Origin of the sequence: Corynebacterium minutissimum (genome assembly GCF_000805675.1) — a bacterium.
Classification (GTDB): domain Bacteria; phylum Actinomycetota; class Actinomycetes; order Mycobacteriales; family Mycobacteriaceae; genus Corynebacterium; species Corynebacterium minutissimum.
The window spans coordinates 19,273-34,905 of record NZ_JSEF01000010.1 but is presented as its reverse complement, the minus strand read 5'-3'; the positions used below and the strand labels follow the sequence as shown (position 1 = coordinate 34,905).

The following is a 15,633-nucleotide window of genomic DNA, read 5'->3' as shown; positions in this document are numbered from 1 at the left end:
GTCCCAGGACAGCACACCGAAAACGCACAACCTCCCGAACTCACGAAAGTCTGCTCAGAAATCCTATCTGGGCTAAGACTTTCGCAAGTTCGGGAGGTTTTCTGTGTCGGCACGAGCACGTGCACTAGCGCCGACAGTTACTTAGTCGCGCCAGCCTCCGCGGCCGCCACGTCCACCGCGGTCGCGGTCGCGATAACCACCACGGCCGCCACGTCCACCGCGGCCGCCACGATCATCATCGAAGTTACGGCGCGGCGGGCGGCCGGTATCCTTCTGGATCTTGATCAGCTGGCCGGAAATGCGGGTGTCCTTGAGACGGTCCAGAACAGCCGGGTCCAGATTCTTCGGCAAATCCACCAGGGTATGGCCCACCGCAATGGTGATTCGGCCGAAATCCTTGGAGGTCAAACCACCTTCGTTAGCCAGCGCACCAACGATGGCGCCTGGGCGCACGTTCTGACGCTTGCCCACGTCCAGACGGTAGGTTTCAAAGTCGCCGTCGGGGCGGCGCGGGCCTCGGTCACGCTCTCGTCCACGGCCACCGCGGTCACGGTCACGGCCGCGGTCACGCCCGCGGTCATCGCGGTCGAAGCGTTCGCGCTCGCGACGATCCTTCTTGGTCATTGGGCGCTCCTTGAGCAGGAACTCCGTCCCGCCCTGTAGCTGCACAGCGATGGAAGCCGCGATGTCATCCATGGCCACGTTTTCCGCAGCGGAGTACTCGCGCACCATGTCGCGGAAGAACTCGAACTGCTTGTCCTCCTGCGAAGCACCGATAGAGGCGAAAAACTTCTCCTTGCGCTTCGCGTTGACCTCGTCGGCAGTCGGCAGGTCCATCTCTTCCAAGCGAGCGTTGGTCACGCGCTCAATGGAGCGCAGCATACGGCGCTCACGTGGAGTGACAAACAGGATGGCCTCACCAGTACGGCCAGCACGGCCGGTGCGGCCGATGCGGTGCACATAAGACTCAGTGTCGTTCGGGATGTCGTAGTTGACCACGTGGGTAATGCGGTCGACGTCAAGACCACGTGCAGCCACGTCAGTAGCCACGAGGATGTCTAGGCGGCCGTCCTTGAGCTGGTCCACGGTGCGCTCACGCTGCTGCTGGGCAATGTCGCCATTGATGGCAGCAGCGTTATAGCCAGCATCCTTGAGGTTGTCCGCAACCTCTTCAGTCTCGTGCTTGGTGCGACAGAAGACGATGATGGCGTCGTAGTCAATGACCTCAAGAATGCGGGTAAAGGCATCCATCTTGTGGCGGTGCGGGGTAAGCAGGAAGCGCTGCGTAATGTTGTCATTCGTGCGGCGCTCCGACTTGACCGTAACCTCTGCCGGGTTGTTGAGGTACTGCTTGGACAGGCGGCGAATGGAGTTCGGCATGGTCGCCGAGAACAGCGCTACCTGCTTGTCCTCCGGAGTGTCCTCAAGAATGCGCTCGACGTCTTCCTGGAAGCCCATGTTGAGCATCTCGTCCGCCTCATCGAGGACAAGGAGGCGCAGCTGGGAGATGTCCAGGGAGCCCTTCTCCAAGTGGTCGATCACGCGACCTGGAGTACCCACGATGACCTGGGCGCCTCGGCGCAGACCAGAGAGCTGAATGCCGTAGGCCTGGCCGCCATAGATAGGCAGGACCTCGATGCGGCCCAGGTGGTCGGCGAAGGACTGGAATGAGTCCGCGACCTGAAGGGCCAGCTCGCGCGTGGGCGCGAGAACGAGTGCCTGCGGATGGCGGGCATCAGTATCGATCTGGGAGAGAACCGGCAGTGCGAAGGCTGCGGTCTTACCTGTACCCGTCTGGGCGAGGCCGACGACGTCGCGGCCCTCCATGAGGATCGGGATGGTTTCTTCCTGAATTGGGGATGGCTTGGTAAAGCCCACCTTAGCTACGGCTTCCTGAACGTCATCAGGCAGACCGAGGTGCGCAAAACCCTGGGAGTTGTCGTTGGCTGAAGTTTCTTCAGCGCCGGTGTCCTCAGGGTTATTCGCAGCCCCGGTATCCTGGCTAGAAGCCTGCGAAGCGTCCTGCGCTTCGCCACCTTGCGAGTTTTCCTGAGATTCCGACTTATTGAATTCTTCCGGCTCGTTGACGCCGCCGGTGGCGTTATCGGTAATGCTCATTGCTCAGACCAGAGTACGGCACTGCGGTGAGATTATCTATTCCTCCCCGCAGCCTGCCGCTACCCCCATGCTGCACCCCACTCCCTCGTGGGCCTTACCGAGCCCCCGAGCCCTCAGGTCCCGAAAGACCAAAGGCACCACACTAAAGGCACCTTTTACCGCCTTCGACGCCTAAAACCCCAGGTCGACGTATACGGTTTTCTTCATAAGGTGCCCCTCATATGGTGCCTTTGCCCACAGGGCTAGACCTCGCGACCGCCCACGAAGGTCTTGAACGTCATCGGCATGCCCGGCCGGTAGGCCAAGTGGATGGCGCTCGGGGCATCGAGGACATGCAGGTCCGCAGCAGCGCCGACCACTAACGAGCCCTTGGCTGGGCGGCCGTGCGCGTCCTTACCTTCACCAACATTCTGACGACGCAGTGCGGTGGCTCCACCCACCGTGCCGGCAGCAATGGCCTCATCGAGGGTGAGGTGCTGTTGAAGCACGGCCGTGGTGACACAGAAGTTCATCGAGGACGTGTAGGACGTGCCCGGGTTGAGGTTGGAAGCGATGGCGACGGTCGCGCCGGCGTCGAGAAGCTTGCGTCCCGGTGCCAGCGGCTCGCGTGTGGACAGGTCGCAGGCCGGCAACAGCGTGGCCACCGTCTCGGAGGAAGCCAGCGACTCAACGTCGGCGTCACTGAGGTAGTTGACGTGATCCACAGAGGCCGCACCCAACTCCACGGCGAGAGCCACACCAGGGCCCTCACCGAGCTGATTGCCATGCACGCGCACGCCTAGGCCGCGGGCCTTCCCGGCCTCCAGCACGCGGCGCGACTGCTCCTCGTCGAAGGCGCCGCGCTCGCAGAAGACGTCGATCCACTGCACGTGTTCGGCGACACCATCGAGCATCGGGCCGACAACCTCGTCGAGGTAGGTTTCGGCTTCCGCTCCCGGCGGCACGAGGTGCGCGCCGAGGAAGGTGACGTCATCGACGTGGCGGGCAGCCACGCGAGCGGCCTCAATCTCGGACTCAGTGTTGAGGCCATAGCCGGTCTTCGTCTCCAAGGTCGTCGTACCACCGCGGTGTCCGGCCGCAATGCGTTCCACGAGGAGCTTTTCCAGGCGCTCCTCCCCCGCCGAGCGGGTGGCATCCATGGTTACGGCGATGCCGCCGGCTTGGTAGGACTCACCCGCCATGCGGGCTTCGAACTCAGCGGAGCGGTCGCCGTCGAAGATCATGTGCGTATGGGAATCCACCCAGCCCGGCAGAACTGCGCGCCCGCCAAGGTCAACCTTTTCGTCCGCGGCCGGCGCCTCGGACGCCGGTCCGATCCAGGCGATGGTGCCGTCGGTGTTGGCGATAAGGGCGGCGTCGGCAAGCGTGCCGGCCTCCGACACCGTACGCAGCTCTGAAATTCCAGTAAACAGGGTGGACATGATCTTCTTTTCCTCTCGTGTCTAGTCGCGGGCCTTGAATTCCATCGGGATACGCACGCCGCGCTCGTCGGCGACTTCCTTGGCGCGAGTGTAACCGGAATCCACGTGGCGGATAACGCCCATGCCCGGGTCGTTGGTGAGCACCGCGCGCAGCTTGGCGGCAGCCAGCTCGGTGCCATCGGCCACGGTGACCTGACCGGCGTGGATGGAGCGGCCCATGCCCACGCCACCGCCGTGGTGGATGGATACCCAGGTGGCACCGGAGGAGACAGCGGTCATGGCGTTGAGCAGCGGCCAGTCGGCCACGGCATCGGTGCCATCAAGCATGGCCTCGGTCTCGCGGTACGGGGAGGCCACCGAGCCGGAGTCCAGGTGGTCGCGGCCGATAACGATCGGGGCCTTGATCTTGCCTTCCTTGACCAAGTCGTTGAAGAGCAGGCCGGCCTTGTGGCGCTCGTTGTAGCCCAGCCAGCAAATCCGTGCCGGCAGGCCCTCGAACTCCACGTACTCCTCGGCGGCATCGAGCCAGTTGTGCAGGTGTTCGTTGTCCGGGAAGAGCTCCTTAAGCGCCTGGTCGGTGACCTTGATGTCTTCCGGGTCGCCGGAAAGTGCTGCCCAACGGAACGGTCCAAGACCCTCACAGAAGAGCGGGCGGATGTAGGCCGGGACGAAGCCCGGGAACTCGAAGGCGCGCTGGTAGCCGGCCTTGCGGGCCTCGTCGCGGATCGAGTTGCCGTAGTCGAAGACCTCAGCGCCCTCGTCCTGGAATTCCACCATGGCCTGGACCTGGGCGGCCATGGCCTCGCGCGCCTTCTTGGTGAAGGTGGTCGGATCCGCCTTGGCCTCGTTGTGCCAATCCTCCACCGTGATTTCGGTGGGCAGGTAGCTCAGCGGGTCGTGCGCGGAGGTCTGGTCCGTGACGATATCCACGGTGAACTCGCCGGCGCGCTGGCGACGCAGCACCTCCGGGAAGACCTCGGCGGCGTTGCCCACTAGGCCGACGGACAGCGGCTTCTTGTTCTCCTTGGCGTCCAGCACCAGCTTGAGCGCCTCATCCAGGTCGGTAACGACCTCATCGAGGTAGCGCTTGTGCTGGCGGCGCTTCAGACGGGTCTCGTCCACATCCACGATGAGACAGGCACCGCCGTTGAGGGTGACGGACAGCGGCTGTGCGCCGCCCATGCCGCCGCAGCCGCCGGTCAAGGTAAAGGTGCCGGCGAGCGTGCCATTGAAGCGCTTCTTGGCCACAGCCGCGAAGGTCTCAAAGGTGCCCTGCAGGATGCCCTGGGTCGCAATGTAAATCCAGGAACCGGCCGTCATCTGGCCGTACATCATCAAGCCCTCATCCTCGAGCTGGCGGAAGTGCTCCCAGTTGGCCCAGTCACCAACCAGGTTGGAATTCGCAATGAGCACGCGCGGTGCCCACTCGTTGGTCTTCCAGATACCCACCGGCTTGCCGGACTGCACCAAGAGGGTCTCGTCGGACTCGAGGTCCTTTAGAGACTCCACGATGGCATCGAAGGCTTCCCAGCTGCGGGCAGCACGCCCAGTGCCGCCGTAGACGACGAGGTCCTCGGGGCGCTCAGCAACCTCAGGATCAAGGTTGTTCATGAGCATGCGCAGCGGGGCTTCGGTCTGCCACGACTTGGCAGTGAGTTCAGTTCCGCGCGGGGCGCGTACTTCGCGGGGTTCAGACATGACTTCCTTTCGCTCGTGCTTCTCGACGCCCTCCCAAGCCCCAGGCCGGTTTCCCGGGGCTGTCCCTCAAGGCTTGGTTGGCGTCACACAGGACAAGGTACTGTGACCCACGCCTATCTTCCAGGCCACATTTTATCCATCTGTCTCATATGCCAGACTGTCGAGCGACCGGTGCTTGGGCGGTGCGCGCAGAAAAGGCCCCCATGGACCGTGCGGAACTTGGCACGACCATGGGGGCCGGGGTGGCGCTTAGCGCAGCGAGCCGACGACCTCCTCCACCGCAGCCACGAGCGCGCCTTCCTTGACTAGGCGCACGGTTTCCTCAATCTCCGGGCTCAAGTAGCGATCTGTGCCTGGGCCCTGCACGGTCTTGCGAAGGCCGGCGATAACCGCGCCGGTGCCCTTGGCAGGTTCACCATCGCGCATATCGATGGCGCGGGCGGCAGTCAGGATTTCGATGGCAAGTACACGCTGCAGGCCGTCGACAGCCTTGCGCAGCTTGCGGGCACCAGACCACCCCATGGACACGTGGTCTTCCTGCATTGCCGAAGACGGAATCGAATCCGCCGAGGACGGGGTAGCCAGGCGTTTGAGCTCAGAGACGATGCCCGCCTGCGCATACTGCGCAATCATGTGGCCGGAATCTACGCCTGGGTCATCGGCCAGGAAGGCATGAAGGCCGCGGTTGCGGGCAACGTCGAGGAAACGGTCCGTTCGACGCTCAGAGATGGAGGCCAGGTCAGCCACCACAATCGCCAGGAAGTCCAGCACGTAGGCCACCGGCGCGCCGTGGAAGTTGCCGTTGGAGACTACGCGGCCGTCCTTCGCCACCACCGGGTTATCGACGGCGGCGGCAAGCTCACGTTCAGCTACCAGTGCGGTGTGCGCCAAGGTATCGCGGAAGCCGCCAGCCACCTGCGGGGCACAGCGCACCGAGTAAGCGTCCTGCACCTGGTTCTTCTTGAACTCTTCACGAGCTGCGTCCAGAATCGCAGAGCCCTCGGCCACGGTGAGGATGTTGGCAGCAGCATCGCCCTGACCCGGGTGCGGGCGCAGCTGCTGCAGGTCGTCGGCGAAGACCACTAGGGTGCCCAGCAATCCCTCCACCGTCATCGCGGTGGCGATGTCAGCCGTCTTGGCCAACTCACGCAGGTCAGTGATAGCGAGGCAGAGCTGACCCAACATGCCATCGGTGCCGTTGATAAGGGCCAAGCCTTCCTTCTCACGAAGCTGCAGCGGCTCGATACCGGCTACCGCGAGGGCCTCACCAGCGGGCGTAATGTGGCCGCCGTCGACGCGCACCTCGCCTTCACCCAACAGCGCCAGGGCACAGTGCGCGAGCGGAGCCAGGTCACCGGAGCAGCCCAGGGAACCATACTCACGAACCACCGGATGAATGTTGGCATTAAGCACTGCCGCATAGGTTTCTGCTACGACCGGACGCACGCCAGTGCGGCCGGTACACAAGGTAGACAAACGCAGAAGCATAAGAGCGCGAATAACTTCGGTCTCTACCTCCGGACCAGTACCTGCGGCATGAGAGCGCACTAGGGACAGCTGCAGCTGCGCGCGCATCTCCTCCGGGATGTGGCGGCGCGCCAGCGCACCAAAACCAGTGGAAATTCCGTAAACCGGCGTCGGGTCCTGGGCAAGCTCTTCTACACGGTCACGCGTGGAGGCAATGCCCTCCAGCGCTTCCTGGGAAATCTCTACCTTCGCGCCATGACGCGCAACGGCCACGACCTCCTCAATGCTCAGGGCACCGATGCCCACGGTTACGGTGGAGGGATAAGAATTAGGCATTAAAAGGCTCCTTCACGTATCGCTGCGCACCAAATACCCTGCCAATGGCCGCCAAGGGTGACCAAAAGCTCGGAGTACACAGACACACAGCACAATGTATTTGCGGTCACACATACGTATGTGCTCTCACAAGTTTTCAGAATATAGTGATACGCGCTACAGCCTCACGCGTTGCGCTCATAGTACAACAGCCACCTCGGCTCGCACACCTGCTACACCTCCGCGCAGTGTCCGTGCACGGGTTAACGCAGCTTAACGCCGGCCATACATCCGCTTCGCCACCTGCGCGGCGGCGGCTTTAAGCTCGTGGGCCACTGCGGCGGCGTCGGCAGTACCTACTGGATAGGTCACCGCCAGTGCTGCTGCGGGCCTGCCTACATGGTCAACAATCGCCACCCCAACCGAGGCCTGCCCGCGGGCGACCACCTCAACCTCTTCAGCCCAGCCTCGCTCCCGAACGTCACGCAGGATGGTCTTAAACTCTCCAAAGCTAAGCGCCCCAGCCGAATAGGCCGCACGCCATTCGGCTTCCGGAAGCACCGCGAGCATCGCTCGCCCCGAGGCGGTGCGCTGCGCTTGGAGGCGCACTCCCCTTTCCGTCACCAAGGACATAGCCTTTGGCGCTCGGACCTCATTGAGGTAGAGGATCTCCGACCCCGCTAGGCGCGACAGGTGACCGGAGCCATCTACCTTGCTAGCAATGCGTTCCAGATGCCCGTGCGTTGCCCGAACGAGGGGTTGCTGCGTGGCATAGGCAGCCGCCATGGAGTAGGCCGCAAGGCCCAATCCATAGGTTTGGTTCTCCGGCAGGTGCACCACAAATCCCGCGTCCACCATCTCTTTGAGAAGGTGATAGGTAGATGAGCGTGGCAGGTCCAACTCGCTGCGGATCCGCGCCGCGGAAATGGGGACATCAATGGTGGATAGCAGCCGGAGGACTTCCAGCGCATTGCGCGCGGCCGGAACGCGGGAGTTACTCATAGCGCGACAGTTTAGCTAGGTCACGAGGAAAGCAATCGGCGTGGCAATGATGATGGTGAGGACCACGCGCTCGAACCAGATAACGACCAGGTGCCACAGCTTGATAGGAATCTTGGTGGCCAGAATGCACGGCACCAGTGCAGAGAAGAAGATGATGGCTGACACCGCTACCACGCCGATGACGAATTTCAGCGTCAGGCTGGAGGAATCCGCCACCATGGTGGCCGGCAAGAACATTTCCGCAATCCCCATCGCTGCAGCTTTACCTGCTAGTTCGGGTTCTGGAAGCTGCACAATCCACGCGAAGGGGTAGAACACATAGCCCAACCAATCAAAGAGCGGAGTGAACTTAGCCAGTAGCAAGCCAATGAGGCCGACCGACATGATGGACGGAACAATCGCCGCAGCCATTCGCACGCCATCGCGCAGGTTCTCCCAGATGGCAGCGCCCAACGCTGGTGCACGGTCGAGCTGCAAGAGCGCTTCCCTCCACGCTGCCTTGAAGTAGTTGCCCTTGACCGGCTTCTCCGGGTCCGGCGCTACCCCGGAAACATACTCGTTGGGAATGGTGCTCAGCGGCGGAATCCACACGGTGATAGCGGTAACGAGGAACGTCACCACCAGTGACACGGCAAAATAGACTCCCCACATGCCCATCAAGTCCAGCTGCTTAGCCACGATGACCATGAAGGCCGCAGACACCGTGGAGAAACCCGTCGCGATGATGGAGGCCTCGCGCGCCGTGTAGCCGCCACGCTGGTACACGCGGTCAGTAATGAGAATGCCCAGCGAGTAAGAGCCCACAAAGGAGGCCACGGCATCGATGGCGGAGCGCCCCGGCGTGCGCCACAGGGGCCGCATGATGGGCTGCATGAACACGCCTACAAACTCCAGCAGACCATAACCAATGAGCAGGCCCAAGAAGGCACCGCCAATGGGGACGATGAGCCCTACGGGCGTGGCGATGGAGTTCCACAGGAAGGGAACAATATCCTCGTTGCCCAACACGCCAGGCAGTGTTCCTAACACCATAAGGAAGGACACCACCATGCCCACGACGTTGAGCACGGTGAACACCGCCTGCAGGGCACCTTCCCGCCAGTTCTTATTCACAATACTGCGCACAGTGCCATAGACGGCCAGCGCCAAGATGATCCACGGCACCACAGCCTCCGCGTGTGTACGGATGATGGTGACCATATGGTCAAGCGGAATCGACTTCTTCCCGCCGTAGCTGACGGGGAAAAAGAAAACGAAAGCTCCGATGGCGCTGTAGACAAACAGCCGCCACAGCCCCTTCTTTGTGGGCGTGGCATCTTCGGACTCGTAGAAGGCGTCAACAAGGGCGTCTTCGTTCTTCATTTTTTACCTCACGGTATGGGCGACAAATTACACGTCTCTAGCACGGCAGGCGGACCCAACAACGCGCGTTCCAACGACGCACAGTGCGGGATGAAACGCCAACCATGCCCACGCAACAGCCACACGCGGGTCACAAAGATACTAACCACAACTTTCTTAAATGTCACTTAGATCACCCCCGGACGTCTAATGAAAGACATGTCACCTGGCTAAATTTCATGGAATTGACCCCACGCAGTAACTAGAGGAAAGTAGCTCTCAGACGCATTCTTCACTCACACTCTTCACGAAGGAGGAGGACGGCCACCGTGCCCGAGACCACCACCCAGCGCAGAGGCCTCAAGCACCGCCACCTGCACTTCATCGCACTCGGCTCCGCCATCGGCACCGGCTTGTTCTACGGCTCCGCTAGCGCCATCCAAGCTGCCGGCCCCTCCGTGCTGCTGGTCTACCTCCTCGGCGGCGCCGTCGTGTACTTCCTCCTGCGCGCGCTCGGAGAAATGTCCGTCCACCACCCGGTCACCGGCTCCTTCGCCGAATATGCCCGCGCCTTCCTCGGACCTTGGGCGGGCTATATCACCGGCTGGATGTTCGCCTTTGAAATGGTCATCGTGGCCTTAGCGGACCTCACCGCCATCGGCGTCTATATGCAGTTCTGGTTCCCTGGCTCACCGCAATGGGTCTGGGTGGCAGCCACCCTATTACTCGTCGGCGGCGCGAACCTCGCCACGGTCAAAGCCTTCGGCGAGTTAGAGTTCGCCTTCACCATCGTCAAAGTAGGCGCAGTCGTCGCGATGATTCTCGGCGGCGTGGCCGTCTTGGTCTTCGGCCTCTCCACTGCTGAGACCACCGGCCCTGCCAACCTGGTCAATGACGGTGGTTTCTTCCCCAACGGTCCCTCCGGCATGATCGCCTCCTTCATCCTCGTTCTCTTCGCCTTCGGCGGCACAGAAATCGTGGGAGTGGCCAGTGCGGAGGCCGAGGAACCGGAGAAGTCCGTCCCCAAGGCCGTCAACACCATCCCCGTGCGCATCCTGCTGTTTTACGTGCTGGCCATCCTGGTCATCCTCATGATTAACCCCTGGCGCACCATTACGGGTGAGGAAAGCCCCTTCGTCCAAATCTTCTCCACCCTGGGCGTCACGTGGGCAGCAGCCGCACTCAACGTCGTGGTCATCACCGCGGCTGTCTCCGCCATCAATGCCGATCTCTTCGGTGCCGGCAACGTGCTTACCGGCCTGGCACGCCAAAATCTCGCACCTAAGGTCATGGCCAAGAAAGCACGCGGCGTACCGGTGATGACCATGGTCATTTTGCTCATCGTCATGGTCATCGGCACCGCCCTCAACGCCTTTATCCCCGACAACGTCTTCGAGGTCATCGCCTCCCTGGCCACGTTCGCCACCATCTATGTCTGGCTCATGATTCTGCTGGCCCACGTGGCTTCCCGTAAGCAGATGTCGCCGCAGGAACGCGCGAGCCTGACCTACACAGTGCCTTTCTGGCCGTGGGGACAATACTTCGCCATCGCCTTCATCACGTTTACTTTTGGCATCATGGCATGGCAGCCGCAGTACCGTCCGGCCCTAGCGGTAGGCGTTGGCTTCATCATCCTGATGACAGCCATCTTTTACCTCACCGGCCGCCGCAACCACGCTGCTGCACATACTGACCCCAGCCCCGTTCCGAGAGGATAATTATGAACAGCGTTGATGCCCCCGCCTACTCCCCTGCATCCGAGTGGTCTGGCCGCTCTGATGGTCCCGGCCCGGAGCACGCGCGGTGGCACAGCGTGGTTCGCCCCCTCGACGTGGACAACCCACAGGCGCAGCCCGGCGTAGCACTGCTGGGCTTCGCCTCCGACGAGGGAGTAGAGCGCAACCATGGCCGCCCCGGCGCGGCTGCGGGCCCGGAGGCACTGCGAAACGCCCTAGGTTCCCTCGCGGTGCACCATGAGCATGCGCTTTACGACGCTGGCACGATCACCACCCAAAGCACCGACCTGGAGGGCGCCCACGAGCGCCTCTCTACGTCCGTGGAAGCCCTATCCAATGCTGGCCACCTTCCCATCATCTTGGGCGGCGGCCACGAAACTGCCTTCGGCTCCCACCGAGGCGCCTTCCATGCGCAGGGCCCGCTGAAGATCATCAACCTCGATGCCCACTTCGATCTGCGTACCGCGGACGTGCCTACCTCCGGCACGCCGTTTAAGCAGATTTCTGAACTCGTTGGCCGCGAGGATTTCGATTACTCCGTCCTGGGCATTTCCCGCCCCAACAACACCACAGTCCTCTTCGACGAGGCCGCCGACCTCGGCGTCACCATCACCCTTGACGAGGAACTGCTCGCCATGAACCTCCAGCAGGTCCGCGCCCACACCGAGCACCTCTGCGCTGGCGAGGCCCCCATCCATCTCTCCATTGACCTGGATGTCCTCCCCGCCGCGCAGGCCCCTGGCGTTTCTGCTCCGGCCGGACTCGGCGTTGACCTGCCCATCATCCGCGAACTCGCCGTCGCCATCGCCGCCACGGGACGCCTCGCGCTTGTCGACGTCGTCGAGCTCAACCCCTCCTTCGACCTCGACAACCGCACCGCCAAGCTCGCCGCCCGGCTTATCGACGACATCGTGACCGCGCACTTTTCTGCGGTTTCGGCCTAAACACAAGCCGTACCTTCTGGCTAAGATTCGGGCCAGCCGGCATACTGGTCCAATGAGTTCTCCGATTCGTGTTGTCGGCGCCGTCTTTATTGATGGTGACCGAATCCTGGCCTGTCGTAAGGCCCCAGGAAAGTCTCTAGCCGGCATGTGGGAATTCCCTGGTGGAAAGATTGAGCCGGGCGAAACTCCTCAAGAGGCCCTGAAACGCGAGTTGGCAGAAGAACTCTCTCTCACTGCGACTGTTGGTGACAAAGTCACCACGACGCTCCACACTTATGAGTTCGCCACCATCGAACTCACCACCTTCCTGTGCACAATCCAATCCGGTGATCTTGTACTCACCGACCATGACGCCACCCGGTGGGTCACCGCCGCCGAAGCACAAGAGCTCGACTGGGCTCCCGCTGACGTCCCCGCTGTTGAGCTCATTTCCTCACGCCTATGACTTCTGACTCCCTGCTGCCTTTCGGCATCTACGAAACCCCTGTCACCGCCCGTATTCACGAGCGCATTAGGGAGACCCAGCGAGCCATTCCCACCGCGGCTTCCGGAATTGCCGAGGTGATCTCTAAGGACGTCGACCCAAGATTCGCCACGGCCGTATCCCACCACTTCGCCCGGCTCATTGAGCAACGGCTTCTCGAGATCAAAAAGCCGGAAGAACGCGTCGCTCTCATCAACAACCTCGCACAGCACCTTGGGGCGGACGAGAAGGTATCGGCTGAACAGTTGCTTTATGCCATGTACAGGTCTGAGCTCACTGAACCGCCTGTCTTGCCCGAAGTTTCTCTGAACTCCAGCGCACTTTTCACCAATAGCGTGGATGACACCAACATGTCGGTGGAAATTGCCCGCGAGATTCGTACTGCCGATTCCGTCGATCTGCTGTGTGCATTCATCAAGAACTCCGGAATTTCGGTCATTAGTGATGAACTGGAGTACCTACGCGATCACCAAATCCCCCTTCGAGTCATCACTTCAACGTATTGTGGTGCGACTGAAGCTGCTGCTGTACGCCGCCTTGTCGAGGACTACAACGCTGAGGTTCGAATCTGCTACGAGCACAAGACCACCCGTTTGCATGCAAAGGCGTGGCTCTTCCGCCGCGAGTCTGGATTCGATACCGCCTTCATCGGCAGTTCTAACCTGTCCCGTTCTGCGCTTGTCGACGGCTGGGAGTGGAACGTTCGCGGCTCCCGCTCTACCACTCCGGAGATCATCGAGAAGTTCATCAAGACTTTTGACAGTTACTGGTTCGACAACCACTTCAAGCCCTTCGACCCGGAGCGTGATTACGAGCGCTTGCTTGAAGCACTTCGGGGAGCGAAGTTCCTCGAAGCGAAAGAGGGTGAGAAACTTGAGCTATCAGGCCTGCGTGTCGAGCCCTACCCCTACCAGCAGGAGATGCTTGAGGCATTGCGCTCGGAGAGAGACGTGCACGGCCGACACAAGAACCTGTTGATCGCTGCTACCGGCACCGGTAAGACTGTCGTCGCAGCCTTAGACTAGCGCCACCTCTGTGCAGAGTTTGGGCGCCGTCCGCGCCTTCTGTTTGTGGCTCACCGCCGGGAGATCCTCCAGCAGGCTCAACGCACGTATCGGGAGGTACTCCAAAGCTCCGACTTTGGTGAACTTCTTGTTGGTGGCGAGGAGCCTCGTCGCTGGGACCATGTCTCCGCAAGCATTCAATCCCTCCACGGCGATCGCCTGACGCGAATAGCTCCTGACCACTTCGATGTCATCGTGATCGATGAATTCCATCACGCAGAGGCCACGACCTACCGAAAGATTCTCGATTACTTCCAACCTCAGGAGCTCCTCGGACTCACGGCAACGCCCGAGCGCGGAGATGGCGAAAACGTCCAGAAATTTTTCGACTACCGCGTGGCCCATGAACTACGCCTCTGGGATGCGCTTCGCCTACAGCTACTCGCGCCTTTGCACTATTACGGGGTCGATGACGATACCGATCTCACGAGCCTGACGTGGAACCGAGGAAAGAAAAACTACAACACGACAGAGCTCAGCGAGTTTTATATCAAGGCTGGAGAAAAGCGCACCCGATTCATCATCAATGAGCTCAAACGCCGAATCTTCGATCTCTCCGAGATGAAAGCCCTCGGCTTTTGTGTTTCGATCGCCCACGCCGAATACATGTCGGAACAATTCAATGCTTTTGGTATTCCTGCTTTAGCGGTAAGCAGCAAGCAAAGTACTGAGGAACGCAGAAGAGCTATTGCACAGCTGCGCGATGGCGACATCAAGATCATCTTTACGGTCGACATTTTCAACGAGGGTGTTGACATTCCTTCCATCAACACTCTCCTACTCTTACGCCCTACCCAGAGCCCGGTTCTTTTTGTTCAGCAGCTGGGCCGCGGACTGCGCCTTAACCAGGGTAAGGACGCATGTATCGTATTCGATTTTCTCGGACTCCAGCACGAAGAGTTCGACTTTGAAGAACGCTTCAAGGTGCTGACAGCTGCCCGCGGCAAGAGTTTCATCAAAGAAGTCGAGCAGGGCTTCCCCACTGCGCCACCCGGTTCCAACATCACGCTGGACCGCATGACAACAGACCGCGTTTTAGCCAACGTCAGGCGTCTCGCACGAAACTCGATCAAGAAAATTCGCTCGCAGATTAACGAACACAGAACCACTGACCTTGCAGCTTTCATTCGCGAGTCCAATATCCCTCTGGAGGACATCTACCGCAGGAAAGGAATCTCCTGGACCACGCTCCTTCGTGATGAAAAGCTTCTGCCTCCGTCCAACGAGGACAGCGAAGAAGCCTTCCTCCTGAGCCGTATCCGAGTTCTGCTCCACATCAATGACCCCGACCGCGTGGCGGCATACAGCCGACTCATGGAGGCCGACGGCCCCTCAGAACAAGACATGACTGACCGCGAAAAGCGCTATGCCACGATGCTCGTTCTGGCGCTATGGGCGAATTCCAATAGAGCCATCCCAGGCTCTCTGGATGAGGCGCTTTATATCGTGCGTTCTTACCCAGCGTTCGTCAACGAAGTCAATCAAGTCATGCGGATTGCGCTAGAAGCGTCCCGCGTGATTCCCCAGGAGTCCTCTCATAGTGTGCTCGAGACGCATGCAGACTATAGCCTTGCTGAGCTTGTCGGTGCCTTGGACGAGGGCCCGCTCACAAAGCTCGCCAACCTTCCCCGCGAAGGAGTCAAACGCTTCGACACATCAAACACTGATCTATTCTTGGTGACGTTCCAGAAGGATGAGAATGTAAGTGCTTCGACTAACTACCGCGACTACCCGTTGTCTCCGGATCTGCTTCACTGGGAGTCCCAATTCACAACGACACTGAAGTCAGCGATGGCCAAGCGCTACATCCACCACCGGAAACTCGGCGGCCACATCATCATTGCTACTCGCTTCACGAAGAAAAACAAGGTTGATACCGCAGCGGCATATACCTTCCTCGGAAACGTTGACTATGTAACGCACCGCGGAGAAAAGCCCATCCAATTCGAATGGAGCCTACGTCGCGACATGCCTAAGAAGCTGTATGCAGCAGGACGGACCGTCGCCTAAGCCCGATTTTCCCGCTTTTGGTCTAATACCCCT

9 protein-coding genes and 1 pseudogene are annotated in these 15,633 nt (G+C 60.7%); 4 read left to right on the top strand and 6 right to left on the bottom strand.

Annotation, left to right across the window (positions count from 1 at the left end; genetic code table 11):
- Positions 1-141: 141 nt before the first annotated feature.
- The 6 genes from NX84_RS06060 to NX84_RS06035 all read right to left on the bottom strand — a co-directional run bounded on the left by NX84_RS06060 (position 142) and on the right by NX84_RS06035 (position 9,383).
- The gene (locus NX84_RS06060; protein ID WP_039674913.1) at positions 142-2,118 is read right to left on the bottom strand and encodes a DEAD/DEAH box helicase; all 1,977 of its coding nucleotides are present in this window, start codon (positions 2,116-2,118) and stop codon (positions 142-144) included.
- Between the two features lie 242 nt (positions 2,119-2,360).
- The gene (gene hutI / locus NX84_RS06055; protein WP_039674911.1) at positions 2,361-3,539 is read right to left on the bottom strand and encodes an imidazolonepropionase; all 1,179 of its coding nucleotides are present in this window, start codon (positions 3,537-3,539) and stop codon (positions 2,361-2,363) included.
- Positions 3,540-3,560: 21 nt separating this feature from the next.
- Positions 3,561-5,237: a urocanate hydratase gene (gene hutU, locus NX84_RS06050; protein WP_039674909.1), complete on the bottom strand. Its 1,677-nt coding sequence runs from the start codon at positions 5,235-5,237 to the stop codon at positions 3,561-3,563.
- Positions 5,238-5,486: 249 nt separating this feature from the next.
- Positions 5,487-7,040 (bottom strand): histidine ammonia-lyase, encoded by a 1,554-nt coding sequence (gene hutH, locus NX84_RS06045; RefSeq protein ID WP_039674906.1) that lies wholly within the window; start codon positions 7,038-7,040, stop codon positions 5,487-5,489.
- A gap of 252 nt (positions 7,041-7,292) precedes the next feature.
- Positions 7,293-8,021 carry an IclR family transcriptional regulator gene (locus NX84_RS06040; RefSeq protein ID WP_039674904.1) on the bottom strand — a complete coding sequence of 243 codons (729 nt, stop codon included), beginning with the start codon at positions 8,019-8,021 and terminating at the stop codon, positions 7,293-7,295.
- Between the two features lie 15 nt (positions 8,022-8,036).
- A complete protein-coding gene (locus NX84_RS06035) occupies positions 8,037-9,383 on the bottom strand; it encodes a YjiH family protein (protein WP_039674902.1) in 1,347 nt (448 codons plus the stop codon).
- Between the two features lie 308 nt (positions 9,384-9,691).
- Between NX84_RS06035 and NX84_RS06030 the strand changes: the two genes are divergently transcribed.
- From NX84_RS06030 to NX84_RS13295, 4 genes and pseudogenes are all read left to right on the top strand, one after another.
- Entirely contained in the window at positions 9,692-11,080 is a 1,389-nt protein-coding gene (locus NX84_RS06030) for an amino acid permease (protein WP_039674900.1), read from the top strand.
- A 2-nt stretch (positions 11,081-11,082) separates the two neighbouring features.
- Positions 11,083-12,042 (top strand): formimidoylglutamase, encoded by a 960-nt coding sequence (gene hutG / locus NX84_RS06025; protein WP_039674898.1) that lies wholly within the window; start codon positions 11,083-11,085, stop codon positions 12,040-12,042.
- Between the two features lie 52 nt (positions 12,043-12,094).
- Positions 12,095-12,487, top strand: coding sequence for a (deoxy)nucleoside triphosphate pyrophosphohydrolase (locus NX84_RS06020; RefSeq protein ID WP_039674896.1), 393 nt, complete (start codon positions 12,095-12,097; stop codon positions 12,485-12,487).
- A pseudogene (locus NX84_RS13295) lies at positions 12,484-15,600 on the top strand (DUF3427 domain-containing protein). Before NX84_RS06020 ends, NX84_RS13295 begins: the two are co-directional and overlap by 4 nt.
- Positions 15,601-15,633 lie beyond the last annotated feature (33 nt).

Coding starts and splice junctions, on each gene's coding strand:
- NX84_RS06040 (WP_039674904.1), bottom strand. CDS start 8,021: ATGAGTAACTCCCGCGTTCCGGCCGCGCGCAATGCGCTGGAAGTCCTC.
- hutH (WP_039674906.1), bottom strand. CDS start 7,040: ATGCCTAATTCTTATCCCTCCACCGTAACCGTGGGCATCGGTGCCCTG.
- NX84_RS06035 (WP_039674902.1), bottom strand. CDS start 9,383: ATGAAGAACGAAGACGCCCTTGTTGACGCCTTCTACGAGTCCGAAGAT.
- NX84_RS06020 (WP_039674896.1), top strand. CDS start 12,095: ATGAGTTCTCCGATTCGTGTTGTCGGCGCCGTCTTTATTGATGGTGAC.
- hutI (WP_039674911.1), bottom strand. CDS start 3,539: ATGTCCACCCTGTTTACTGGAATTTCAGAGCTGCGTACGGTGTCGGAG.
- hutG (WP_039674898.1), top strand. CDS start 11,083: ATGAACAGCGTTGATGCCCCCGCCTACTCCCCTGCATCCGAGTGGTCT.
- NX84_RS06060 (WP_039674913.1), bottom strand. CDS start 2,118: ATGAGCATTACCGATAACGCCACCGGCGGCGTCAACGAGCCGGAAGAA.
- hutU (WP_039674909.1), bottom strand. CDS start 5,237: ATGTCTGAACCCCGCGAAGTACGCGCCCCGCGCGGAACTGAACTCACT.